The following is a 22289-nucleotide window of genomic DNA, read 5'->3' on the forward strand; positions in this document are numbered from 1 at the left end:
GGCGGCGCTGCGAAAGGCTGGGGGCGTGCGGGGGTGGTGGATGTCGGCGCGGCGCGTGGGTTTTCACCCACCCTACGTGGCGGATATCATCCCGGGTTAGGCCCGGGACGGGGTCGCGAAGGGCGGGCCGTCAGGCAACGGCGGTGCGCGCACCTTCGGCCTGGAAGAGCCGGCCGGGCCCCCATCCGCGGCCGTCGGCCCCGGCGCGGCCCAGCAGGTGCCACATCAGCGCCTGGTTGGAACTGATGACCGGGAGGCCAAGCTCGGCCTCCAGCGCGTCGATCACGCCGAAGGTACGCAGGTTGGTGCAGGAGGTGAAGACGGCCTGCACGCCCGTCGCCCTGGCGGCCTCGGTGACGGCGGCGTGGGTGGAGGCTTCGGTGATGCGGGCGACGCGGCGGTCGTCGGTCTCGCCGAAGCTGAAGTTGTGTGCCACCTCTATGCCGCGGGTTTCCAGGAAGCTGCGCAAGGGGGCCACGACGTCGACCGCGTAGGGCGTGACCATGGCGATCCGGGCCGCGCCGAGTGTATTCAGGGCGGCCACCACGGCGCTGATCGGGTTGGTGACCGGCACGCCGGGATGGGCAAGCTGCACCTGCCCCTCGATCAGAGCCGCGCCCATCAGGGCCGAGGCGGACGTGCAGCCGTAGCCCACCGCGTCGAGCTTGCCGGGCAGCAGCGCGGCGGAGGCGGCCATGCGCTCCTGCATCGACAGAAGGTTCTCGGGCGTCACCTCGCTGTCGGAGAAGATGCGGCTGTGATGCAGGCCGACATCGCGGCCCGCGAGAATCGTACGGGCCTCGGTTTCGAGCGTCTCGTCGGTGCTGAGCACGATGAGGCCCAGGCGGACGGGCATACCATTGTCGAGCGCATAGGTCATCGCGAGCTTCCGTCCGGCCAGCTGACGGTGCCGCCGGCCACTGCCGCCGCGACGCCGGTGGTCGACGGGCAAGAGGTGGGCAGGCCGCGCAGGACGCGCACGGCGAGATGGCCGAAGGCCTGCGCCTCGAGCATGTCGCCGTCCAGGCCCACCGCCTCGACCGGGTCGACGACCGCGTCGAGCGCCGTGCGCAACATGGCCATCATCACCGGGTTCCGCCGCCCGCCGCCGCAGACCAGCAGGCGCTCTGGCGGGGACGGACAATGCTCCATCGCCTGGAGGACCGCCGCCGCGCTCATCGCAGTGAGAGTGGCGGCGGCGTCGGCATCTGAAAGTTCGTGCACGAGGGTGTAGAGATCGGCGAAGGCGTCACGGTCGAGGCTCTTGGGGGGGATCTTGCGAAAGTATGGCTCGTCGAGGAAAAGCTCGAGCGCGCCCTCGGCCACGGTGCCCTTGAGCGCCAACGCGCCGTCGCGGTCGCAAGGCTCGCCCCGGCGCTGCATCATCAGGTCGTTGATGGGGGCGTTTGCGGGGCCGGTGTCGAAAGCCAGGAGCGCGCCATCCTGGTCGGGGCGGTCGCGGCTGGGATCGATCCAGGTGATGTTACCCACCCCGCCGAGGTTGAGGAACGCGAGCGGACGGTCGGCGCCGATCCACCTGGCGCAGGCGAAATGGAAGAACGGCGCGAGCGGCGCGCCCTCGCCGCCCAGGCGCACGTCGGCCGAACGGAAATCCCAGACGACCGGCAGGCCGAGATGCATGGCCAGCCCCTCGCCATCGCCAAGCTGGTGGGTGCCGCGCCCTTGCGGCTCGTGCGCGAGGGTCTGGCCGTGAAACCCCACGAGCTGTGCACCGGAAAAGCGCGACAGCACGTCGACATGGGCCTGCTGGACGAGCGGCAGGACCTCCTGCCCCACCTCGCCCGGCCACTTGCCCAGGGCGTCGCGCAGAACGGCCTCTTCCGTGGGGGTATATGAGCGATAGGCGCTGTCGCCGAAGGCAAAGATCGTCTCGCCATCGGTCTGGACCATGGCGGCATCGACCCCGTCCAGCGAGGTGCCCGACATCGCCCCGAGCGCCCAGACCGGGCCGCTCTTCAAACCGGCCTTCAACATGGCCTTTTCCTTCGCCTGAACCATCCCTATACATGCCGCGCAAAACCAGCTGGGACAAGCAATATGACCTACCACGCCAAATCGGATTTCATGGCCACGATGATCGAGCGCGGCTACCTGGCCGATTGCACGGATTACCAGGGGCTGGACGACGCGCTGAGCGCGGGCGTGGTGCCGACCTATATCGGTTATGACGCCACGGCGCAGTCGCTGCATGTGGGGCACCTGCTGAACATCATGATGCTGCGCTGGCTGCAGAAGACGGGGCACAAGCCGATCACGCTGATGGGCGGCGGGACCACGAAGGTGGGCGATCCGAGCTTTCGGTCGGACGAGCGGCCCCTGCTGGGGCCCGAGCAGATCGAGAGCAATATCAACGGGATGCAACAGGTCTTTGCGCGGTACCTGACCTATGGCGACGGAGCCACGGATGCGTTGATGCTGAACAATGCCGAGTGGCTGGACGGGCTGAACTACCTGGAGTTCTTGCGCGACATCGGCCGGCACTTTTCCGTCAACCGGATGCTGTCCTTCGAGAGCGTCAAGTCGCGGCTGGACCGAGAGCAATCGCTGTCGTTCCTCGAGTTCAACTACATGATCCTGCAGGCATATGACTTTCTGGAGCTGAACCGGCGCTATGGCTGCCTGCTGCAGATGGGCGGGTCGGACCAGTGGGGCAATATCGTCAACGGGATCGACCTGACGCGGCGGGTCCTGGACCACGAGATCTATGGCCTGACCTCGCCCCTGCTGGAAACGGCGGACGGGCGCAAGATGGGCAAGTCGGCGGATGGCGCGGTGTGGCTGAACGCGGACATGCGGTCGCCCTACGAATTCTGGCAGTTCTGGCGGAACACGATGGATGCCGATGTGGGGCGGTTCCTGAAGCTTTATACAGAGTTGCCGGTGGACGAGTGCAACCGGCTGGGCGCGCTGGCGGGGGCGGAAATCAACGAGGCCAAGGTCATTTTGGCCAATGAAGTGACGACCCTGCTGCACGGGGCGGACGCGGCGGCGAATGCAGAGGCCACGGCCCGCGAAGTGTTCGAGAAAGGCGGCGTCGGGGACGATCTGCCGACGCTGGAGCTGTCGGCGGCGGAGGTGGGCGACGGGATTTCCATCGTGCAGCTGATCGTGAAATCCGGGCTGGCGGTATCGGGCAAAGAGGCCAAGCGCCTGATTGCCGAGAACGGCGCCAGGATGGACGATCGCCCGCTGACGGATGCGGGGATGATGGTGGACGCGCAGGCGTTGGCCAGCCCGATCAAGCTGTCGGCGGGGAAAAAGCGGCACGCGCTGGTGAAGATCGTCGGGTAAGACATTGGCGCCCCGGAGTTTTTAAAAAACCCCGGGGCGTTTTCTTTTTAAGAAAACGGCGCGTTACGCCTGGGGCCACCCTGCGTGTTCAGCCGCATTTCAGTTTGTCGGGGTGCAGGATATGGCTGCGATGCGCCTCGACATAGGCGATGATCCCGGCCATGCAGGACGGTTTGCCGCCAAAGCCCGACCAGGGCGTGAAATGCGGGATGTGCACGTATGTGGTCGGATCGCGCTTGAGCAGGTTGGCAAAGACCGAGGCGACGATGGTGCCGCCCACGCCGGTGAGCTTGCCGCCGCCCTGTTCCTTGGCCTCTTGCAGGGCATAGAACCACAGCTGTGTCTTCTTGAAGCCCTTGTCCTTCAGTTCGGGCGGAACCTCGACCGTGTCGGTGCCCAGATGCGCCGCGAACTGCTGGCCGCTGGCCAGTTGATAGGTGTAGCGGTCGCGCACCATGTTGCGCAGGGCGAGGTTTTTCGATTGCGGCTCGGTCAGGGTGACGTTCACGTCCTTGAGCTCGATCTGACCAGAGACGAAGGGCAGTTCCAGGAGCGCCGCGCCCAGTTTAGGGCCGACCGGACGCGCCTTTTGCGATTGGGTGCCGCCGCCCATTTCGAAGAAAAGGTTATAGTCGAGGTTCTGGTCTTCGGGCCGCTTGCCGAACCCTTGCGTGGCGAAGAGCGGCACGGGGCTTCCGGCGGCGTTTATCTGGTACTCGAACTGCGTGGTGGCGTGGCCGAATCGATAGCACGCCCCGGTGAACTCGACCGGCATGACCGGCGCGTCCCAGTCAAAGACCAATGCGTGCATGGCCGCATCGAGGCAGTCCTGATGGACGAAGGCGTCGAGCAGTTCGTTCCAGACGATCCATTGGTAGTGGAGGCGGATGAAGCGGCGCACCTCCTGGAAACTGGTCAGGCCGGGCGAGACATGGGCGTCCCAGACCTCCTCGCTCATGCCTGAATGGGCGCAAGCCTTGATGTCGGCGGCCTCGGAGCCGCCCTCGATCACCTTGCTCATAAGAATGTTGTGCAGTTCGATGAAGATGCCCTGGATCTGGGCCACGATGATGTTCTCGTCATTGCGCGGATCGCCGATCAGGGCCTTGCCGGCGCAGGTCCGGGCCAGGTCGAGCGCGTTGTCCTGGCGCCCGAACATCAGCATGTGATCCTGCTCTCCCGCGCCGTAGAGATGTGGCGAGGCTTCGGGGCCGTCGCCGTAGACGCAATCGAGGTCGAGGCCGGGCGTGCGGATGTTGCGGATCGTCGCCGGGTCGATCCGCGTGCCGAGCGCGGACGTCGCGTCGAGAGTGATGTCGTGGTCGACGAACTGGCCCAGGAACGTCATGCCGGCATCGGCCGGGCCGTCCTCGTTGCTGGTGGCGCGCATGGATTGCGACAGGGCGTCGAGCGCGTTCACGACATCCTGGTGGGTGATGTTCTCGATGAACACCGGGTTGGCCGGCTTGAGGCGTCCCAGCGTTTGCACGAAGGGCTTCGCCGGGCCTTCGTTCTGAAGACATGTCTTGACGAGTTGGTCGAGCCGCGTAAGGCCGTGATGAATTCCTGGCATGGGAAATTCTCCTGATTAGAAAATGAATTGAAAAAAGTTCACATCGATCCGGGAAAAAGTCCGGATGCCGGAAAAGTAGCATATTCTATGGCTAAACTCAACCTTGGCGTGTTTTTGTCGGGCGGGGGCGCCCCCGGATTTCATGAGATCCCGCGTCGTTCTCGTTCACGCACCGGGGTCATCGCTGGCCCAGGGTTTCAGCATGACCTTCCCGCCACGACCGGGGGTCAGAGACGCATTCACCGCATCGGCGATCCGGTCGAGGGGATACGTGCCGCTGGTCGCCAACGGCAGCCGGCCCTGCATTGCCAGCGCCACCAGGTCGGACATCAGGCTCTCGCGGCGCTCGCGGTCCATTTCGGATATGACGCGCGCACCCCAGAAGCCCTTGACCGTGATCTGCTTCATGATGAGCGGTCCCGAGGCAAGCGGCATCGGTTCGCCCGTGGCAGTTCCGAAGACGAAGATCTCTCCGTCGCTGGACAGGAGGTCGACGAGATGCGCCGCGATGTCGCCGCCGACGGAATCGATGGCCGAGACCACTTTGCCGTCGTTTACGGTCTTGCGAACCTGATCTTTCCAGTCGCCGTCAGAGGTGGAAAAGACATGCTCTGTACCTGCTTCGCGCAGGTCCTGCACGGCCTCGTCCCGACGCACGAGGTTGACGAGGTGGATGCCGCGTTCGCGGGCCAGAACAGCCATGATGCGGCCCACTGCGCCATTGGCGGCGGTCTGGATGATCCAGTCGCCCCGATGGGCCTTGAGGCTGTCGAGCAGGGAAATGGCCGACAACGGCATGGCGATGAGCTGCGCGCCCTCTTCGTCGGAGATCTTCTCGGGCAAGGGCAAGAGCCCGTTTGCGGGAGCGAGAACATACTCGGCCCAGGTGCCATGCACCCCTGCCACGGCGACGCGCTGGCCCTTGAGACCGTCATCGACGCCCGCGCCCACGGCATCGACGATGCCCGCGGCCTCGGAGCCGCCGATGGCGCCGGGCAACGGCGGCTTGTAGCCGTAGGTGCCGCGTACCGTCCAGAGATCGTGATTGTGAATGGGGGACAAAAGGACCTTGACGCGCACCTGCCCTTCTTTCGGCTCGGGCGTATCGGTGCCGGCGGCGTAGAGAACCTTTGTTGGGTCGCCGAATGTGTCGTGGAGAGCGGCTTTCATGAGGATCGGCCTTTCGTTTCGAGAATGTCGCCTGTTCGTGAGCCTCGCCCCGGCGGAACGGGTGGCGACGGGTTTTGTTCCTGCGGTGCCGTGCTGCCTTGGCGGCAGCGGGCCCAGGTGATGAAAACGTCGCTTGCCTTTCGCGACACATATCCATACTTCTCGATGCATGGATAAAACATGCGCCCTTTCCGCCCTTCAGGCCCTGTCGCAGGACACGCGGCTGGATGTATTTCGCCTGCTGATGCGCGCCGGCCCCGAGGGCGTGGCGGCAGGAGAGATCGCGGCGATGTGCGGCGTGCGCCAGAACACCATGTCGGCGCATCTGTCGGTGCTTTCGCGGGCCGGGCTGATCCGGGCGGCGCGGGAGGGTCGGTCGGTGCGCTACCGTGCGGAGATCGAGGGGGTTCGGGGGCTGTTGGCCTATCTCGTGGAAGACTGTTGCGGCGGAAATCATGAGCGATGCCAATCGCTTATAGACGGTATTTCACTTCAGTGCTGACTTTGCGAAAATGGAACGAGGGCCAGATATGACCGACAGGGTCGACACACCGAAGGAGAGCGGCCTGGGCGTCTTCGAACGCTACCTCAGCGTTTGGATCGCACTGGCGATCGTGCTGGGTATTGCAATCGGGGCCGTGGCGCCGGGGCTGGTCGCGGCGGTTGCGGCGGCGGAGGTGGCGCGGATCAACCTGGTGGTGGCGGTGCTGATCTGGGCGATGATCTATCCGATGATGATCGGCGTGGACCTGAGCACCATTCCGGCGGTGGCGAAACAGCCGAAGGGGCTGGTGATCACGCTGGTGGTCAACTGGCTGATCAAGCCCTTCACCATGGCGCTGCTGGCGGTGCTGTTCTTCGAGTACTTTTTCGCGCCGTGGATCGCGCCGGAGGATGCGGCGCAATACATTGCAGGGCTGATTCTGCTGGGCGCGGCGCCCTGCACGGCGATGGTGTTCGTGTGGTCGCAACTGACGAAGGGCGACGAGACCTACACGCTGGTGCAGGTGTCGGTGAACGACCTGATCATGGTCTTCGCATTCGCGCCCATCGTGGCGCTTCTGCTGGGCGTCACGGACATCGCGGTGCCGTGGCAGACGCTGGTGATGGCGACGGTGCTTTACGTGGTGCTGCCGCTGGTGGCGGGGCTGGTGACGCGGCGGATGTTGGGCTCGAAAGCGGCGATCGAGGCGTTCACGGCGCGGGTGAAGCCGTGGTCGATCATCGGGCTGATCGCCACTGTGGTGATCCTGTTCGGGTTGCAGGGCAGCATCATCCTGGCCAACCCGCTGGTGATCGCGCTGATCGCTGTGCCGATCCTGATCCAGAGCTACGGGATATTCGTGCTGGCCTATGGCGCGGCTTACATGATGCGCGTGCCGCACCGGGTGGCGGCACCTTGCGCGATGATCGGAACGTCGAATTTTTTCGAACTGGCGGTGGCGGTGGCGATCAGCCTTTTCGGGCTCAATTCCGGGGCGGCACTGGCGACGGTGGTGGGCGTGCTGGTGGAAGTGCCGGTGATGCTGTCGCTGGTGGCGTTTGCCAACCGGACAAGGCGCCGGTTCGCCGAAAGAGAGGAACGACACGTATGAGTGACATGCCCAACCTGAATACGGGCGCCCTGCCCGATATCGATCATGACAAGCTGTTCCCGGCGGAGCGCGCGCGCCATGCGCCGCGCGTCCTGCTGCTCTATGGCAGTTTGCGGGAACGGTCGTTTTCACGGCTGCTGAGCGAGGAAGCGGCGCGGATCTTGGGCCACCTCGGTGCCGAGACCCGTATGTATGATCCCCACGGGCTGCCCCTGCCCGACGACGCGGAAGTCAGCCATCCGAAGGTGGCGGAGTTGCGTGAGTTGGTGATGTGGTCAGAGGCCATGGTCTGGGTCAGCCCCGAGCGGCACGGCGCGATGACCGGCGTGATGAAGAGCATGATCGACTGGATCCCGCTGGCGCCGATCGGAGGGATTCGCCCAACGCAGGGCAAGGTGCTGGCTGTGGCGCAGGTCAGCGGTGGGTCGCAAAGCTTCAACGCGGTGAACCAGATGCGTATCCTGGGGCGCTGGATGCGAATGCTGACGATTCCCAACCAGTCTTCGGTGCCGAAAGCGTGGGACGCGTTCGACGATGCGGATCGGATGAAGCCGGGGCCGCTCTATGACCGGGTGGTGGACGTGATGGAGGAGTTGGTGAAGTTCACGGTCCTGACACGCGGACAGGCGGGGTATCTCACGGACAGGTATTCCGAGCGGGTCGAGAGTTTGGAGGAGTTGTCAACGCGGGTGAACGCGTCGCAGGCAATCGGGACAGAGTGACCATGCGGCACGTGGGTTTCCACCCACCCTTCGCTATTCGGCGGGAGGCATCCCGGACCTGATCCGGGATCTTCTGGCGGCAGGACTACCGGGTCAGAAAGACAGAGGATCGGGCGCTCCGAAAGTGAGGTCACCGGGCGGCGAGCGCGTCATCCAGAACCTTGCGGACAACATCCATATCCACGTCGTCGGCCACGTAAGCGTCTCCGATGCCGCGGGCGAGGATGAAGCGCAGCTTTCCGTCGACCACCTTCTTGTCCTGGCCCATGAGGTCGATAAGGCCGTCTGCATTTGGCAATTCCCCTGCTATATCAGACAGATCGACCTTCATGTTCATGTCGCGCAGATGGGCGCGGACGCGGCTGGGGTCTTCCTGGGAACACAAGCCAAGGCGGCTGGAGAGTTCGAACGCCAGGGCGCAGCCGATGGCGACGCCTTCGCCGTGCAGCAGGCGGTCGCCATAGCCGGTGGCGGCCTCGAGCGCGTGGCAGAAGGTGTGGCCGAGGTTCAGCAGTGCGCGGCGCCCGTGCTCTTTTTCGTCCTCGATGACGATCTCGGCCTTCATCTCGACCGAGCGTTTGACCGCCGCGATCCGGGCGGGCATGTCGCCCCGTGCCACCTCGGGGCCGTGGGTTTCGAGCCAGTCGAAGAAGGCGGCGTCGCCCAGCAGACCGTACTTTACCACTTCTCCGTAACCGGCGAGGAAATCGCGACTTTTCAGTGTTCCCAGCACGTCCGTATCGGCCAGCACGAGGCTGGGCTGGTGGAAGGCGCCGATCAGATTTTTGCCCTGGGGGGCGTTGATGCCGGTCTTGCCGCCCACGGAACTGTCGACCTGGGCCAGAAGGCTGGTGGGGACCTGCACGAAGCGGACGCCGCGGCGCAGGACGGAGGCGGCAAAGCCGACAAGATCGCCGATCACGCCGCCGCCGAAGGCAATGACCACGTCGCTGCGCTCGATCTTCTCGGACAAGAGCCATTCGACGCAGCGTTCGAACTGTGGCCAGCCTTTGGTGCCTTCGCCGGGGGGCAGCGCGAGGGCGGTGCTGTCGATGCCCTCGGAACCCAGACCCGCCTGAAGCGTGGAGAGGTGCAGGGCACCCACGGTCTCGTCGGTCACGATGGCGACCTGGGGCCGGCGCAGCAGCGGCGCGATCAGCGCTCCGGACCGCAACAGTAGGCCGGGGCCGATATGGATGTCGTAGGCTCGCTCGCCCAGGGCCACGTTCACGCGTTCAGTCATGGCGCGGGCTCCAGAACGTCGGGGCGGGTGGCCAGTGCCTCGGCCACCTTGGCTGCCATCTGGTCGATCGTGTAGGTCGGGTGCGCGGGCACCGCGAGGTCAGCCATCTGGTAGAAGGGCAGACGGGCCTCGTAGAGGTCCGTCAGCGTCTTTCGGGGATCAGCTGTGCGCAGCAAAGGTCTGGTATCCTTGTGTTTTACCCGGTTCCACAAAAGCCGAAGATCGGCCTTGAGCCAGACCGACACGCCCTTGGCACCGATCAGGGCGCGGTTGCGCTCGGACAGGAACGCGCCGCCGCCGGCGGACAGGATGCCGCGCTCGCCGTCGAGCAGACGGTCGATGACCCGGGTTTCGCGGTCGCGAAAGAACGCCTCGCCGTCGCGGGCGAAAATCTCGGAAATCTTCATGTTGGCGGCGGCCTCGATCTCGACGTCCGAATCGAGAAACGGCACATCAAGCATGGCCGCCAAAGCCTTGCCAACAGCGGTTTTTCCTGCCCCCATCATCCCCACGAGCACGACGGTTTTCTTCAATTGCCAACGCTCGGTGCCGGCCAATGTCGGCGCTCCTATGCCAATCTTGTCTTTTCGTGCACTGAATGACGTGATCTTGATGAAATTGCCAGTTATAAAGTGGTAAAAGACGGCAAAACGCGGGCAGGCAACACATGTTCAGATTGATCAAATGGCTGATCTACCTTGGTATTCTGGCGTTCCTGGCGCTGATCGGCTATGCCTATATCGGCCCCTTCTTCGGGGCGGATTTTTCGCCCGAGCGTGAAGAAATTCGACAGGAAATCATTCTTGAAGACTCTTGAAACCGTTGTTTTTTCCATAGTTCTTGCCGCGCCGGCCATGGCGCAGGAGCCGCTGACGGCCATCGACTGGCTGAAGGACCCCGCGCCGATCAGCGTCGCCCGACCGCTGGAGGAAGCGCTCAACCCGCCCGTCGCGGATGACGTGGAAGGCGCCGTCGTGCCGGATGTGGACGTGATGCCGCTGGATGGCGCACAGCCCGACGGAGCGGGGCTATTGCCCGGCAGCACGACGGGTTTGCCGCCGAACCTGTGGGCCGGGAGCGGTACCGACACGCTGGTGTCGATGTTCTCGCGCCTGCCGTCGGACCCTCTGCCGGCGATCCAGGCGCTGTACTACACCCTGTTGCTGGCCGAGGCCGAGGCGCCCGCGGACGCCGGGCCGGAGGCGCGGTTCTTGCGCGCGCGGCTAATGGCGCTGCGCAAGATGGGGGCGGTGGATCCGGCGCTGGCGCTGGTGCAGCAGGCCGGTCCCTATGACGCGAGCCTTTTCGACCAGTGGTTCGACCTTGCCCTGTTGAGTGGCACCGAAGAGGAGGCTTGCGCGGCGCTGTCCCAGGACCCGGACCTGAGCGAGCGCTATGACGCGCGGATCTATTGCGGGGCGCGCACCGGCGCGTGGCAGACAGCCGCGCTGACCTACGAGACGGCAACGGCCCTGGGCGTTCTCGACGCCGCAAGCGTGCGGTTGCTGGCGCAGTTCCTCGACCCCGAGACGATCGACGCGGAGATGTCCCTGGCCCCTTCGTCAGAGATGACGCCGCTGCTCTATCGCCTGTACGAGGCGGCGGGCACGCCCCTGCCCACGCGCAACCTGCCGCGGGAATTCGCTGTTGCCGACCTGCGCGGACTGACCGGGCTGAAGGCCGAGATCGAGGCGGCCGAGCGGCTGACCCGCACCGGCGCCCTGCCCGCCAACCGCCTGTTGGGACTTTACACCGACCAGAGCCCGGCGGCCTCGGGCGGGGTGTGGGACCGCGTGGCGGGCGTGCAGAAGCTGGAACAGGCAATCGTGGACACCGATCCGCAAGCCGTGGCGCGACACCTGCCGGGGCTGTGGCGCGACATGAAGCGTGAAGGGCTGGCCGTGGCGTTTGCCACACTTTTCGCGCAGTCGCTCTCGACGCTGGACCTGGACGGGCGGGCGCGGGAGGCAGCGTTCGAAATCGCGCTTCTGTCGCGGGATTACGAGACCTTGGCCCCCGACCTTGCCGGAAGCGATGCGCGGTCGCGGTTCCTGGTCGGAGTAGCACAGGGTGCGCCGGACGCCGCGCTGGCCAGCGAGACGCCGCAGATCGCCATCGCCGAGGCCTTTGCCGCAACGGAGGCCCATCCCGACCATGCCGACATGCTGAAGGCCGGGCGGCTGGGTCAGGCGATCCTGACCGCGGCGTTGCAGCTGGACACAGCCGGGCCGAACCAAGCCAGTGATATCGTGGCGGGCCTGTCGACGCTGCGGGCCGTCGGGCTGGAGGATACCGCGCGGCAGGCGGCCTTGCAGATCCTGCTGCTGAAGGCCGACACGTGAGCACGCGGCACTGGCTGGCGAATTTTCTCGACGCGCAGGCCGCCGAGGCCGGGGCGGCGCAGAACACGTTGCAGGCCTATGCGCGCGACCTGACGGATTTCACCGAGTGGCTGGCGCGCGGCGGCAAGGACGCGGCCAGCGCGGCGCAGGCGGATATCGAGGATTATCTGGTGCATTGCGACGCACAAGGATTGGCGCGGTCGACGCGGGCGCGGCGGCTGTCGGCGATCAGGCAGTTCTACCGCTTTGCCTTTGACGAGGGGCTTCGCGACGACAACCCGGCGATTCAGATCAAGGGGCCGGGCCGCGACAAGCGCCTGCCCAAGACGTTGCAACTGGAAGAGGTGGACCGCCTGCTGGAAGCGGCGCGGCAGACGGGGCGGGGCAAGGTCGACCGGCTGCGCAATACCTGTCTGATGGAGCTGCTCTATGCCACGGGGATGCGGGTGACCGAGCTGGTGTCGCTGCCGGTGGCGTCCTGCCGGGGCGATCCGCAGATGCTGCTGGTACGCGGCAAGGGCGGAAAGGAGCGGCTGGTGCCGATGTCGCCCCCGGCCCGAGCGGCGCTCAACAACTGGCTGAAGGCGCGCGATGACACCGAGGCGGCGGCGAAGGCGAAGGGCAAGCCGGCCTCTCCTTTTCTGTTTCCCTCGAGCGGCAAGACGGGGCACCTGACGCGCAACCGCTTTTTCCTGCTGGTGAAGGAGTTCGCGGTGACCGCCGGCATCAGCCCCGAGCGGGTGTCGCCGCACACGCTGCGCCACGCGTTCGCGACGCACCTGCTGGCCGGAGGAGCCGATCTGCGGACGATCCAGACGCTCTTGGGTCATGCCGACGTGGGCACCACGGAGATTTATACCCATGTGCTGGAGGACCGGCTGCGCGAACTGGTGTTCGACGCGCACCCGCTGGCGCAGGATGAGCGGCGCAGGGCCTCGGGGGGCACGTCTTCGGACGGTTAGCAGCGACAACAGGTGTCGAGGTCGCCGGTGCGGTTGGTACCGCGTCCACCACGGCCTGCAGGGCCTGCGTTGCATGCAGGGTCGCGCAAGGCCGGTCGAAGGCCGATATCCGCTTGTCCCGCGCGCCCGAATTGGCAAGTTTCATCGCCTGTTTCCTTGAATGACCGGCGTCCACGCCCCATAACCCCTGCAACGCATAATCCGAATGTTGGACAATGGAACCCGTCTCGACAACCTTTGACGCCGCCTTCTGGATCACCGCCGGCGCGATCCTTCTGCTTCTGGTATTGTCCGCCTGCTTCTCGGGCAGTGAAACCGCGCTGACCGCCGCATCGCGGGGCAAGCTGCGGGCGCGGGCCGACAAGGGCTCGAAAGGCGCCGAACAGGCGCTCGAGATCACCGAGGACAACGAGCGGCTGATCGGCTCGGTCCTGCTGGGCAACAACCTGGTGAACATCCTGGCGACGTCGCTGGCCACCGCGCTTTTCACCCGCGCCTTCGGCGAAAGCGGCGTGGCGCTGGCGACGCTGGTGATGACGCTGTTGGTGCTGATCTTTGCCGAGGTTCTGCCCAAGACCTACGCGATCACGAACGCCGAGGCGGCGGCGGCGCACGCGGCCCCCGTCATCCGCTGGGTGATCGTCGTGTTCTCGCCCGTGGTGTCCGCGGTGCGCCTGCTGGTGCGCGGCGTGTTGCGGGTGTTCGGCGTGAAGACCGATCCCGACAGCCATATCCTGGCCGTGCGAGAGGAAATCGCCGGGGCGCTTTACCTTGGCCATTCCGAGGGCGTGGTGGAAAAGGAGGACCGTGACCGCATCCTGGGCGCGCTGGACCTGGGCGACCGCGCGGTCGAGGAGATCATGCTCCATCGCAGCCAGATCGAGATGATCGACGCGGCGCTGGAGCCCGAGGCGATTTTGGACCAGTGCCTGAAGTCGAACCACACGCGCCTGCCGATTTATCGCGACGATCCCGACAACATCATCGGGGTGGTCCACGCCAAGGACCTGCTGCGCGCCATGCACACGCTGGCGCTGCAGGCCGAGGGCGCGCGCGGGGCGCTAGCGACGTTCGATATCTGCGACGTGGCGATGGAGCCCTATTTCGTGCCGGAAACCACCACGCTTGACGACCAGATGCGGCAGTTCCTGCGGATGCGGAGCCATTTCGCGCTGGTGGTGGACGAGTATGGCGACTTGCAGGGGCTGATCACGCTGGAGGACATCCTGGAAGAGATCGTGGGCGAGATCACCGACGAGTTCGACCCCGACGGCGACCACCCGGTGGGGCGCAGCGACGATGGGCAGTTCCTGGTCGACGGCGGCACGACGATCCGCGACCTGAACCGGGCGACGGACTGGACCCTGCCGGATGACGAGGCCAACACCGTGGCGGGGCTTGTGATATACGAGGCGCAGATCATCCCCGAGGTGGGACAGGTGTTCAATTTCCACGGCTTCCGTTTCGAGGTGGTGGAAAAGGAAGACAACCGGCTGACCAAGCTGAAGGTACGGAAATTGTAGCGCGGGTGTGGTGGGTTTTCACCCACCCTACGGATGCATCGAGGTCCCGGGTCAGGCCCGAGACGGGTTTGCGCGGCATCAGGGCGCGGTGGTGGGGTGGAACCCCACCCTACGGCAGCCGGGTAGGTCCCGGCGCGTTGTCGCGCGGAACCGTTGGGTGGATGAGACACCATGCGCCCTTCCATCCGATCTGCCCGCCGATCTCAGAACAGCTCCATCTGGTCCCCGGTCCGCGCTGGCGGTTCAAACAGATCACACCTGAGCGGCGGTTGCTTGCCATCCAGCCCCAACCGTCTTGCCGCGACCTTGAACCGCTGCGCCACCATCTCGGCATAGGGCCCCGACCCGCGCATCCGGCGGCCCCAATCCGAGGCATAGTCCTTGCCTCCGTGCATGTCGCGGACGTGCCCCATGACGCGGGCGGCGCGGTCGGGGCAGGCTTCTGCCAGCCATTCGCGGAATAGCGGCGAGACCTCCAGCGGCAGGCGCAGCATGATCCAGCTCGCGGCCTCGGCCCCTGCCCCTGCCACGGATTTCAGAATCGGCTCGATCTCGTGGCAGGTCAGGCCCGGTATCACCGGCGAGACCATGGCCCGGACGGGAATGCCCGCGCCGGCCAGACGTTCGATGACCTTCAGGCGCCGGGCCGGGGCCGGGGCCCGTGGCTCCATCCTGCGACTCAGCGCGGGATCGAGCGTGGTGACCGAGATGCCCACCCGCGCCAGCCCGCGCGCGGCCATGTCCGACAGGATGTCGATATCACGCTCCACCAGGCTGCCCTTGGTGACGATGGCAACCGGGTGGTTGAACTCCGACAGGACCCGCAGACAGGCACGCATGATGCGCTCGGTCTTTTCGATCGGCTGGTAGGGATCGGTGTTGGTGCCGATGGCGATGGGTCGGACGCGGTAGCCGGGCTTGCGCAATTCGGCGGCCAGCACCTCGGGCGCGTCGGGCCGGGCGACCAGCCGGGTCTCGAAATCGAGCCCTGCCGACAGGCCGAGCCAGGCGTGGCTGGGCCTCGCGAAACAGTAGATGCAGCCATGCTCGCAGCCCCGGTAGGGATTGATCGAGCGGTCGAACGGCAGGTCCGGCGAGCGGTTGTAGGTGATCATGCTGCGCGGCCGCTCGATGGTGACGCGGGTGCGCAGGGAGACTTCCTCGGGCACGGCATTCCAGCCGTCATCCTCGAAACTGCGTGTCCGCCGCTCGTACCGGCCCACGGCATTGCTGACCGCGCCCCGTCCGGGACGGCGCAAGGAAGGATCGACCGTGTCGGGCGTGTCGGACATGCCCCTATTATAGGAACATTAAGGGAACATATGCAACATGCCGATCGTCAGCCTAGGCGTATTCCCCCCTGGCCGCCCGGAATCTGCGCTATCTGTCGGTGCAAGAACCGCGCATGTCGGAATTGGAGAACCGTGTGCGACAAAATGGACGTAATCGCGGGGGCTAGACACCAGGCCACGCGCCGCATCAAGGGATCAATCCTATGTCCGACGAAGAAGACGACATCATCCTCAGCGAACTGGACGACGAGGAACTTGTCCAGCAGATGTTCGACGACCTCTATGACGGTCTGAAGGAAGAGATCGAGGAAGGCGTCAACATCCTGCTCGAGCGTGGCTGGCAGCCCTATCAGGTGCTGACCGAGGCGCTGGTGGGCGGCATGACCATCGTGGGCAAGGATTTCCGCGACGGCATCCTGTTCGTGCCCGAAGTGCTGTTGGCGGCCAACGCGATGAAGGGCGGCATGGCCATCCTCAAGCCGCTGCTGGCCGAAACCGGCGCGCCGCGCGTCGGCAAGATGGTGATCGGCACGGTCAAGGGCGACATCCACGACATCGGCAAGAACCTCGTGTCGATGATGATGGAAGGCGCCGGGTTCGAGGTGGTCGACCTCGGCATCAACAATCCGGTCGAGAACTATCTCGAGGCGCTGGAAACCGAAAAGCCCGACATCCTGGGCATGTCGGCGCTGCTGACCACCACGATGCCCTACATGAAGGTCGTGATCGACACGATGGTCGAACAGGGCCTGCGCGACGATTACATCGTGCTGGTGGGCGGCGCGCCGCTGAACGAGGAATTCGGCAAGGCCATTGGAGCCGACGCCTATTGCCGCGACGCCGCCGTGGCGGTGGAAACCGCCAAGGACCTGGTGGGCCGCAAGCACAACCAGGGCGCCACGGGCTGAGCCTGGGCCGGATCTGAACAACAAGGCCCTGCCCGATCCGGCGGGGCTTTTTTCTTGGAGGTCCGATGCTTATGTCAACCGGGAAAGGATCGCGCCCATGCCGCTCAACAAGCTGGTTTTGCTGCTTCTCGTCGTGATCGCCGCCGCCGGCGGCACGATCTTCCTCGCCACCACGGCCTGGGGGCCGGAGGCACTGTCGGAGAACTGGATGGTGGCGGTGCCGCTGGTGCTTGGCATCTACCTTCTGGTGCGCTTCATCGGCCTGCGCGGCGGCGGGCGCTGATATGCTGCCGAGCGACGCGACCCTGACCGAAGACGGTTTTGCAGAGCCGGGAAAAGGCCGCATCCTGCTCATCGCCTGCGGCGCGCTCGCGCGCGAAATCCTGGCGCTGAAACGCGCCAACGGCTGGGATCACATGGTGCTGCAATGCCTGCCGGCGAAATTCCACCTCTACCCCGACAGGATCGTCACCGCAGTCGAGGAGACCGTGGCCACGCACCGCGACGCCTATGACGACATCTTCGTGGTCTATGCCGATTGCGGCACCGGTGGCCTATTGCAGGCGAAATGCCGCGAACTGGGCGTCGAGATGGTCGAGGGGCCGCATTGCTACTCCTTTTTCGAGGGCAACGAGACCTTCGCCGCCCGCGACGAGATCACCGCCTTCTATCTGACCGATTTCCTGGTCAAGCAGTTCGACGCCTTCGTCTGGAAGCCCATGGGCCTAGACCGGCATCCCGAGTTGCGCGACATGATATTCGGCAATTACACCAAGCTGGTCTACCAGGCGCAGGTCGAGGATCCCGCGCTGAAGGCCAAGGCGCAAGAGTGTGCCAAGCGGCTCGGTCTCGAATTCGAATACCGTTTCACCGGCTATGGCGACCTCGAAACCGCGCTCATCGCCCGCGCCTGAGCAGCTTTTTCCTCTGGCTATAAATATCCCGGGGAGGAGGTCGAAACATCGTTTCGACCGGAGGGGCAGCGCCCCTCTTCACAGGAAAATCGAGCGTGGCGCAGCCACTCGATCCGATCAGGCCGCCTCGGAGGCCACCGCTCGGATGCGCTGGATCATCGCGCGCAGCCCGTTCGAGCGTTGCGCCGACAGGTGGTCGTTCAGCCCCAGCCGGGCCAGTTCGCCCGGGGCGTCGACCGCGCCGACCTGTCCCACGGGGACGCCGTTATAGAGCGTGCGCAGCACCGCGATCAGGCCGCGCACGATCATGGCGTCCGAATCGCCGTCAAAGCGGAAACTGCCGTCTTCCGTCTGCGGATGCAGCCAGACCTGGCTGGCGCAGCCATCCACCTTGGTCGCAGGCACCTTCAGCGCGTCATCGAGCGGTTCCATCGCGCGGCCGCGGTCGATGACGTACCGGTACCTGTCTTCCCAGTCTTCCAGAAACTCGAAATCCTCGACGATCTCCTCGAATGCCGGTTGCGCCATGCGGCTGGTCCCCTTTTCACTTGGCTTTCACCACAATTAGGCATGCAACACCGCGCGGTCCAGTGCGCCAAGTCTCTTTTCAAGCCCGCGCGGATGGGGTAGTCGAAAAGAAACGACGAAGGGGCGGTCTAAATGCGGGTTCTGCTTTCGCTGATGTTGATTTCGAGCATGACGCTGACGGCATGCAGCGGCTGGCGCGACTCCGGAGCCAACCCGCGCAACTGGTTCGGCAACAGCCGGTCCACCCCGGTCGTGAACACAACCAACACCGGCGAACGCCGCTCGCCCAGCGACCGGCAGACAGGCAACCCGCTGATCGAGGACCAGAATGCCGAGTTGATCGTGCGCCGCAATGCCTCGTCGGCGCAAAAGGCGGGCATTTTCCGCCGCCGCGCCAAGGTCGAGATCTACGACGGCAGCCTGGTGGACCAGGTGACCAGTATGGTGGTCGAGCCGCTGCCCACGGGCGCCATCGTGCGCGTGACCGGCCTGCCCCAGCGCGAAGGTGCGTTCGACGTCCGGCTGCTGCCGGTCAGCAAGGACGGCCCTATCAACGGCGTGATGGAATACACGTTGAACGCCTATCAGCCGATCGAGACGCCGGTCGGAACGCAGAGCACGCGCGAAGTGCGCGTGGGCGCGTTCCTGAGCAACAACGACCTCGAAGAGATCAACGAGATCCGCGTGCGCGGCGAGCTGAACGCCCTGAGCTCGCGCCGCTGACGGCTCAGAGGTCGATCGCCACGATCGACCCGCGGCGCGCGGCCAGGGCCACCTTGCCGTCGCAAAGCCGCATCGCATCGTCGCCGAACACATCGCGCCGCCAGCCACCAAGGGCCGGCACGTCGCGTTCGCCCGCCGAGATCGCATCGAGATCGGCCGCGGACGCGATGAGTTTCGAGGCGACTGAATACTCCTCGGATTTCGCCTTGAGCAGGACGCGCAGCAAATCGGCCAGCGCCGGGTTGACCTGAAGGCGTTCGCGGCTGCGGTCGGGCTTGGGCAAATCTTCGTTCGGACAGTCGAGACCCGCCTTGACCGCCGCGGTGATGCCGTCGGCAATGTCGCCGCGCCGCGCCTCGCGCAGCAAAAGCCGCGAGCGCGACAGGTCATTCGCGGATTTCGGCTTGGTCGAGGCCAGTTCCACCAGCGCGTCGTCCTTAAAGACCCGGTTGCGGGGGATGTTGCGGGTCTGGGCATACTCCTCGCGGAAGCGCGCAAGTTCGCGCACGATGGCCAGGAAACGGCCCGAGGAGTTGCGCGTCTTGACGCGCTGCCAGGCCTCTTCGGGACGGGTGACATAGGTTTCGGGGTTGGTCAGTACCTGCATTTCCTCTGCCACCCACTTGTCCCGGCCCGACTTGGCCAGCTTGGCGGCCAGGAATTCGTAGATATCGCGCAGATGCGTCACGTCCGCCAGTGCATAGGTCTTCTGCGCCTCGGTCAGCGGCCGGCGCGACCAGTCGGTGAAACGCGAGGTCTTGTCGAGCGACTGCTTGGCGATCTTGCGCACCAGGGTCTCGTAACCCACCTGTTCGCCGAAGCCACAGACCATCGCCGCCACCTGGGTGTCGAAAAGCGGGTCGGGGATAAGCCCGGCATCGACGTAGAAGATCTCGAGATCCTGCCGCGCGGCGTGGAAGACCTTGACCACGGAGGGATTGCGGAAAAGCTCGTAGAGCGGTTCGAGCGACATGTCCTGCCCCTCGATCGGATCCACCAGCACGGCGTCGCCCTCCCCGCGTGACGGCAGGGCCAGCTGGATCAGGCAAAGCTTGGAATAATAGGTGCGCTCGCGCAGGAACTCGGTATCGACGGTGACATACTCGGCCTCGGCCGCGCGGGCGCAAAAGGCGGCGAGCTCTTCGGTGGTGGTGATAGTGTGCATTCCTGCTCCGGCGGATCAAACGTGGTAGTCCAACCGCCTATACCGAGGCGCGGCGGAAAGCAAAGCGCAAGTGATGCACGAGGGTGGGGATCGAAAGTGAGGGTAGCATAACCATCACTATTCGTGATCGTAAGCGCAACATTCATTCGTTTCCAAAATGCTTTGGCCGGGTCTATGTGACATGCAGTTCCAATGATGGAGAAATGCCATGACGACCCTCGACCATATCCCTGCCCGCCCTGCTCCGCGGCTCGACTTGCGCAGTGCAGCGTTGACGCTGAGTGCCATTCTGTTGCTGGCACTTGGCGGTATCGCACTGACCGCCCCGCCTGTCGATGGGTCGGAAAACTGGCACGGCAACGTCGCGGCTTCGGCGCCGCGCTGATCCATCGAAGCCGGTCCGCCCCGACGCGTCAGGGCAGGTGCACGGGCGTGCGGTCGCCCGCGGCGAAGCGGCGCAGGACCGCCGGATAGAGCCGGTGTTCCTGCTCCAGCACGCGGGCGGCCAGCACCTCGGGCGTGTCGCCGGGTCGTACGGGCACGCGGGCCTGGCCCAGGATCGGGCCATCGTCCAGTTCCAGCGTGACCTCGTGGACGGTGCAGCCCGCCTCGGTCTCGCCCGCCGCGATGGCGCGGGCGTGGGTGTTTAGACCGCGATAGCTGGGCAGAAGCGAGGGGTGGATGTTGATCATCCGGCCCTGCCAGCGCGAGATGAAATCGTCGGTCAGGATACGCATGAAGCCCGCGAAACAGATGATGTCGGGGGCGTAGCGCTCCAGTGTCCGGGTCATGACAGCCTCGAAGGCCGGGCGATCGCCCTTGAAATCGCGGTGATCGGCGAGCTCGGTCGGGACGCCGCGCGCCTCGGCCTTGGCAAAACCGGGAGCGTCGGGCGTGTTGCAAAGGGCCACCACGGGGCGTGCCGGGTGGTCGCCGGTCATGCTGTCGATCAGCGCCACCATGTTGGAGCCGGCGCCGGAAAAGAGGATGGCGACGCGTTTGGTCACGCGAGGCTGCCGGTGTAGCGGACGCCCGGCCCGTCGGCAACATGGCCGAGGCGGATGACGGTTTCGCCGGTGTCTTCCAACAGGCTGGCCAGCGCGTCGGCGCGGGCGGCGTCTACGGCCAGCACCATGCCAACGCCGCAGTTGAAGGTCTTGAGCATCTCGGCTTCGGCCATGCCGCCCTGCTCCATCAGCCAGCGGAAGACGGGGGGCAGGTCGAAGCTGCCGAGGTCGATGTCTACGCCAAGGTCATCGGGCAGGACGCGGGGGATGTTTTCGGTCAGGCCGCCGCCGGTGATGTGGGCGAGCGCGTGGACGCCGCCGGCGCGGACCGCCTCCAGCGCCTGCGTCACGTAAAGGCGCGTGGGGGTCAGCAGGGCCGCACCGAGCGTGCCGTCGGACCAAGGGCAGTCGGCGTTCCAGCCGAGGCCGGACATCTCGACCAGCTTGCGCACAAGGCTGTAGCCGTTGGAATGCACGCCGTTGGAGGCAAGCCCCAGCAGCACGTCGCCCGAGGTGACGCCCGCCGGCAGGTCGCTGCCGCGCTCCATCGCGCCCACGGCAAAGCCGGCGAGGTCGAAGTCGCCTTCGGGGTACATGCCGGGCATTTCCGCCGTCTCGCCGCCAATGAGCGCGGTGCCGGAGCGCACGCAGCCTTCGGCGATGCCTTCGATGATGCGGGCGGCTGTATCCGTGTCGAGCTTGCCGGTGGCGAAATAGTCGAGGAAGAAGAGCGGCTCGGCCCCCTGGCAGACAAGGTCGTTGACGCACATGGCCACAAGGTCGATGCCGACGCCATCCACGTTGCCGGTGTCGATGGCGATGCGCAGCTTGGTGCCCACGCCATCGGTGGCGGCCACGAGGATCGGGTCGGTATAGCCCGCGCCCTTGAGATCGAAAAGCGCGCCGAAACCGCCCAGCCCCGCCATGACGCCTGCGCGGTTGGTGCGCTTGGCGGCGGGCTTGATCCGGTCGACGAGCGCGTTGCCCGCGTCGATATCCACGCCGGCATCGGCATAGGTGATCCCGTTCTTGGCGTCGGTCATGTGCGGTCTCCGCTTGGCGTGTCGGGGCTTGCGTTAATCCATCGGGGGCGTCCGTGCAATCGGGAAAGCCCGCGCGCCCGTGCCAGAGCCCTTGACGCCCGCCCTGCCCCCGCCTATCCCGAGCAAAGGTCGGGCCTGTAGCTCAATTGGTTAGAGCAGAGCGCTCATAACGCTTTGGTTGGGGGTTCGAGTCCCTCCGGGCCTACCAAAAATCCGTAAACTTCAATGTTTTCAATGCCCGTATGGACCCGAAGCCACTGAAAGGGT

General features: G+C 65.4%; 24 protein-coding genes and 1 tRNA gene. 14 read left to right on the forward strand and 11 right to left on the reverse strand.

Features of this window, described 5'->3' with window-relative positions; translation table 11 throughout:
- Positions 1 to 130: 130 nt before the first annotated feature.
- Complete coding sequence (locus RBB31_RS14165) at positions 131 to 880, reverse strand: aspartate/glutamate racemase family protein (protein ID WP_306129947.1); 750 nt, start codon at positions 878 to 880, stop codon at positions 131 to 133.
- On the reverse strand, positions 877 to 1995 hold the full coding sequence (locus tag RBB31_RS14170; protein ID WP_306129948.1) for an anhydro-N-acetylmuramic acid kinase: 1119 nt from the start codon (positions 1993 to 1995) through the stop codon (positions 877 to 879). Before RBB31_RS14170 ends, RBB31_RS14165 begins: the two co-directional genes overlap by 4 nt.
- Positions 1996 to 2058: 63 nt before the next feature.
- Between RBB31_RS14170 and tyrS the strand changes: the two genes are divergently transcribed.
- Positions 2059 to 3312: a tyrosine--tRNA ligase gene (gene tyrS, locus RBB31_RS14175; RefSeq protein WP_306129949.1), complete on the forward strand. Its 1254-nt coding sequence runs from the start codon at positions 2059 to 2061 to the stop codon at positions 3310 to 3312.
- An 88-nt stretch (positions 3313 to 3400) separates the two neighbouring features.
- On the opposite strand, the gene RBB31_RS14180 is transcribed toward tyrS, so the two are convergent.
- Together RBB31_RS14180 and RBB31_RS14185 are read right to left on the reverse strand one after the other, a co-directional pair.
- Positions 3401 to 4885 (reverse strand): peroxidase family protein, encoded by a 1485-nt coding sequence (locus RBB31_RS14180; protein WP_306129950.1) that lies wholly within the window; start codon positions 4883 to 4885, stop codon positions 3401 to 3403.
- Between the two features lie 165 nt (positions 4886 to 5050).
- Entirely contained in the window at positions 5051 to 6055 is a 1005-nt protein-coding gene (locus RBB31_RS14185; RefSeq protein WP_306129951.1) for a zinc-binding dehydrogenase, read from the reverse strand.
- A gap of 169 nt (positions 6056 to 6224) precedes the next feature.
- Here RBB31_RS14185 and RBB31_RS14190 point away from each other — a divergent pair, with 169 nt between their 5' ends.
- Genes RBB31_RS14190 through arsH form a run of 3 tightly spaced genes read left to right on the forward strand, consistent with a single transcriptional unit; the run spans position 6225 to position 8372 of the window.
- Complete coding sequence (locus RBB31_RS14190; protein WP_306129952.1) at positions 6225 to 6557, forward strand: helix-turn-helix transcriptional regulator; 333 nt, start codon at positions 6225 to 6227, stop codon at positions 6555 to 6557.
- A 28-nt stretch (positions 6558 to 6585) separates the two neighbouring features.
- Entirely contained in the window at positions 6586 to 7650 is a 1065-nt protein-coding gene (arsB, locus tag RBB31_RS14195; protein WP_306129953.1) for an ACR3 family arsenite efflux transporter, read from the forward strand.
- A complete protein-coding gene (arsH, locus tag RBB31_RS14200; protein ID WP_306129954.1) occupies positions 7647 to 8372 on the forward strand; it encodes an arsenical resistance protein ArsH in 726 nt (241 codons plus the stop codon). Before arsB ends, arsH begins: the two co-directional genes overlap by 4 nt.
- A 130-nt stretch (positions 8373 to 8502) precedes the next feature.
- On the opposite strand, the gene aroB is transcribed toward arsH, so the two are convergent.
- Both aroB and RBB31_RS14210 read right to left on the reverse strand, forming a co-directional pair.
- Positions 8503 to 9615 carry a 3-dehydroquinate synthase gene (gene aroB, locus RBB31_RS14205; protein ID WP_306129955.1) on the reverse strand — a complete coding sequence of 371 codons (1113 nt, stop codon included), beginning with the start codon at positions 9613 to 9615 and terminating at the stop codon, positions 8503 to 8505.
- Positions 9612 to 10121 (reverse strand): shikimate kinase, encoded by a 510-nt coding sequence (locus tag RBB31_RS14210; RefSeq protein WP_371931332.1) that lies wholly within the window; start codon positions 10119 to 10121, stop codon positions 9612 to 9614. Before RBB31_RS14210 ends, aroB begins: the two co-directional genes overlap by 4 nt.
- A gap of 161 nt (positions 10122 to 10282) precedes the next feature.
- Here RBB31_RS14210 and RBB31_RS14215 point away from each other — a divergent pair, with 161 nt between their 5' ends.
- The 4 genes from RBB31_RS14215 to RBB31_RS14230 all read left to right on the forward strand — a co-directional run bounded on the left by RBB31_RS14215 (position 10283) and on the right by RBB31_RS14230 (position 14442).
- Complete coding sequence (locus tag RBB31_RS14215; protein ID WP_306129957.1) at positions 10283 to 10432, forward strand: hypothetical protein; 150 nt, start codon at positions 10283 to 10285, stop codon at positions 10430 to 10432.
- On the forward strand, positions 10419 to 11957 hold the full coding sequence (locus RBB31_RS14220; protein WP_306129958.1) for a hypothetical protein: 1539 nt from the start codon (positions 10419 to 10421) through the stop codon (positions 11955 to 11957). The genes RBB31_RS14215 and RBB31_RS14220 overlap by 14 nt, the downstream gene beginning before the upstream one ends.
- Positions 11954 to 12919 (forward strand): site-specific tyrosine recombinase XerD, encoded by a 966-nt coding sequence (locus RBB31_RS14225; protein WP_306129959.1) that lies wholly within the window; start codon positions 11954 to 11956, stop codon positions 12917 to 12919. The genes RBB31_RS14220 and RBB31_RS14225 overlap by 4 nt, the downstream gene beginning before the upstream one ends.
- Before the next feature lie 215 nt (positions 12920 to 13134).
- Entirely contained in the window at positions 13135 to 14442 is a 1308-nt protein-coding gene (locus RBB31_RS14230) for an HlyC/CorC family transporter (RefSeq protein WP_306129960.1), read from the forward strand.
- A 203-nt stretch (positions 14443 to 14645) separates the two neighbouring features.
- Here RBB31_RS14230 and RBB31_RS14235 read toward each other — a convergent pair whose 3' ends face one another.
- Positions 14646 to 15734 carry a PA0069 family radical SAM protein gene (locus tag RBB31_RS14235; protein ID WP_306129961.1) on the reverse strand — a complete coding sequence of 363 codons (1089 nt, stop codon included), beginning with the start codon at positions 15732 to 15734 and terminating at the stop codon, positions 14646 to 14648.
- Between the two features lie 203 nt (positions 15735 to 15937).
- Here RBB31_RS14235 and RBB31_RS14240 point away from each other — a divergent pair, with 203 nt between their 5' ends.
- The 3 genes from RBB31_RS14240 to RBB31_RS14250 all read left to right on the forward strand — a co-directional run bounded on the left by RBB31_RS14240 (position 15938) and on the right by RBB31_RS14250 (position 17556).
- Positions 15938 to 16642 carry a B12-binding domain-containing protein gene (locus tag RBB31_RS14240; protein WP_152492615.1) on the forward strand — a complete coding sequence of 235 codons (705 nt, stop codon included), beginning with the start codon at positions 15938 to 15940 and terminating at the stop codon, positions 16640 to 16642.
- A gap of 97 nt (positions 16643 to 16739) precedes the next feature.
- Entirely contained in the window at positions 16740 to 16925 is a 186-nt protein-coding gene (locus RBB31_RS14245; protein ID WP_306129962.1) for a hypothetical protein, read from the forward strand.
- Between the two features lies 1 nt (position 16926).
- Positions 16927 to 17556, forward strand: coding sequence for a DUF1638 domain-containing protein (locus RBB31_RS14250; RefSeq protein WP_306129963.1), 630 nt, complete (start codon positions 16927 to 16929; stop codon positions 17554 to 17556).
- Positions 17557 to 17673: 117 nt separating this feature from the next.
- Here the strand turns inward: RBB31_RS14250 and RBB31_RS14255 are convergent, their stop codons facing one another.
- Positions 17674 to 18084 (reverse strand): SufE family protein, encoded by a 411-nt coding sequence (locus tag RBB31_RS14255; RefSeq protein WP_306129964.1) that lies wholly within the window; start codon positions 18082 to 18084, stop codon positions 17674 to 17676.
- Positions 18085 to 18216: 132 nt separating this feature from the next.
- Here RBB31_RS14255 and RBB31_RS14260 point away from each other — a divergent pair, with 132 nt between their 5' ends.
- Positions 18217 to 18807: a hypothetical protein gene (locus RBB31_RS14260; protein ID WP_306129965.1), complete on the forward strand. Its 591-nt coding sequence runs from the start codon at positions 18217 to 18219 to the stop codon at positions 18805 to 18807.
- A gap of 4 nt (positions 18808 to 18811) precedes the next feature.
- Here the strand turns inward: RBB31_RS14260 and rnd are convergent, their stop codons facing one another.
- Positions 18812 to 19972 (reverse strand): ribonuclease D, encoded by a 1161-nt coding sequence (gene rnd, locus RBB31_RS14265; RefSeq protein WP_306129966.1) that lies wholly within the window; start codon positions 19970 to 19972, stop codon positions 18812 to 18814.
- Positions 19973 to 20180: 208 nt separating this feature from the next.
- Between rnd and RBB31_RS14270 the strand changes: the two genes are divergently transcribed.
- The gene (locus tag RBB31_RS14270; RefSeq protein WP_306129967.1) at positions 20181 to 20357 is read left to right on the forward strand and encodes a hypothetical protein; all 177 of its coding nucleotides are present in this window, start codon (positions 20181 to 20183) and stop codon (positions 20355 to 20357) included.
- A 28-nt stretch (positions 20358 to 20385) separates the two neighbouring features.
- Here the strand turns inward: RBB31_RS14270 and purN are convergent, their stop codons facing one another.
- Positions 20386 to 20979: a phosphoribosylglycinamide formyltransferase gene (gene purN / locus RBB31_RS14275; RefSeq protein WP_306129968.1), complete on the reverse strand. Its 594-nt coding sequence runs from the start codon at positions 20977 to 20979 to the stop codon at positions 20386 to 20388.
- On the reverse strand, positions 20976 to 22022 hold the full coding sequence (purM, locus tag RBB31_RS14280; protein ID WP_306129969.1) for a phosphoribosylformylglycinamidine cyclo-ligase: 1047 nt from the start codon (positions 22020 to 22022) through the stop codon (positions 20976 to 20978). The genes purN and purM overlap by 4 nt, the downstream gene beginning before the upstream one ends.
- Positions 22023 to 22153: 131 nt before the next feature.
- Here purM and RBB31_RS14285 point away from each other — a divergent pair.
- Positions 22154 to 22230 (forward strand) — tRNA-Ile (locus tag RBB31_RS14285).
- The last annotated feature ends 59 nt before the right edge of the window (positions 22231 to 22289 follow it).

The organism is Roseovarius sp. MMSF_3350 (assembly GCF_030733425.1).
In the GTDB taxonomy this organism is placed as follows: Bacteria; Pseudomonadota; Alphaproteobacteria; order Rhodobacterales; family Rhodobacteraceae; genus Roseovarius.

Bases quoted from the DNA above. Each gene is read 5' to 3' on its own strand.
- RBB31_RS14165 (WP_306129947.1), bottom strand. From the start codon at position 880: ATGACCTATGCGCTCGACAATGGTATGCCCGTCCGCCTGGGCCTCATC.
- RBB31_RS14170 (WP_306129948.1), bottom strand. From the start codon at position 1,995: ATGTTGAAGGCCGGTTTGAAGAGCGGCCCGGTCTGGGCGCTCGGGGCG.
- tyrS (WP_306129949.1), top strand. From the start codon at position 2,059: ATGACCTACCACGCCAAATCGGATTTCATGGCCACGATGATCGAGCGC.
- RBB31_RS14180 (WP_306129950.1), bottom strand. From the start codon at position 4,885: ATGCCAGGAATTCATCACGGCCTTACGCGGCTCGACCAACTCGTCAAG.
- RBB31_RS14185 (WP_306129951.1), bottom strand. From the start codon at position 6,055: ATGAAAGCCGCTCTCCACGACACATTCGGCGACCCAACAAAGGTTCTC.
- RBB31_RS14190 (WP_306129952.1), top strand. From the start codon at position 6,225: ATGGATAAAACATGCGCCCTTTCCGCCCTTCAGGCCCTGTCGCAGGAC.
- arsB (WP_306129953.1), top strand. From the start codon at position 6,586: ATGACCGACAGGGTCGACACACCGAAGGAGAGCGGCCTGGGCGTCTTC.
- arsH (WP_306129954.1), top strand. From the start codon at position 7,647: ATGAGTGACATGCCCAACCTGAATACGGGCGCCCTGCCCGATATCGAT.
- aroB (WP_306129955.1), bottom strand. From the start codon at position 9,615: ATGACTGAACGCGTGAACGTGGCCCTGGGCGAGCGAGCCTACGACATC.
- RBB31_RS14210 (WP_371931332.1), bottom strand. From the start codon at position 10,121: ATGATGGGGGCAGGAAAAACCGCTGTTGGCAAGGCTTTGGCGGCCATG.
- RBB31_RS14215 (WP_306129957.1), top strand. From the start codon at position 10,283: ATGTTCAGATTGATCAAATGGCTGATCTACCTTGGTATTCTGGCGTTC.
- RBB31_RS14230 (WP_306129960.1), top strand. From the start codon at position 13,135: ATGGAACCCGTCTCGACAACCTTTGACGCCGCCTTCTGGATCACCGCC.
- RBB31_RS14235 (WP_306129961.1), bottom strand. From the start codon at position 15,734: ATGTCCGACACGCCCGACACGGTCGATCCTTCCTTGCGCCGTCCCGGA.
- RBB31_RS14240 (WP_152492615.1), top strand. From the start codon at position 15,938: ATGTCCGACGAAGAAGACGACATCATCCTCAGCGAACTGGACGACGAG.
- RBB31_RS14245 (WP_306129962.1), top strand. From the start codon at position 16,740: ATGCCGCTCAACAAGCTGGTTTTGCTGCTTCTCGTCGTGATCGCCGCC.
- RBB31_RS14250 (WP_306129963.1), top strand. From the start codon at position 16,927: ATGCTGCCGAGCGACGCGACCCTGACCGAAGACGGTTTTGCAGAGCCG.
- RBB31_RS14255 (WP_306129964.1), bottom strand. From the start codon at position 18,084: ATGGCGCAACCGGCATTCGAGGAGATCGTCGAGGATTTCGAGTTTCTG.
- RBB31_RS14260 (WP_306129965.1), top strand. From the start codon at position 18,217: ATGCGGGTTCTGCTTTCGCTGATGTTGATTTCGAGCATGACGCTGACG.
- rnd (WP_306129966.1), bottom strand. From the start codon at position 19,972: ATGCACACTATCACCACCACCGAAGAGCTCGCCGCCTTTTGCGCCCGC.
- RBB31_RS14270 (WP_306129967.1), top strand. From the start codon at position 20,181: ATGACGACCCTCGACCATATCCCTGCCCGCCCTGCTCCGCGGCTCGAC.
- purM (WP_306129969.1), bottom strand. From the start codon at position 22,022: ATGACCGACGCCAAGAACGGGATCACCTATGCCGATGCCGGCGTGGAT.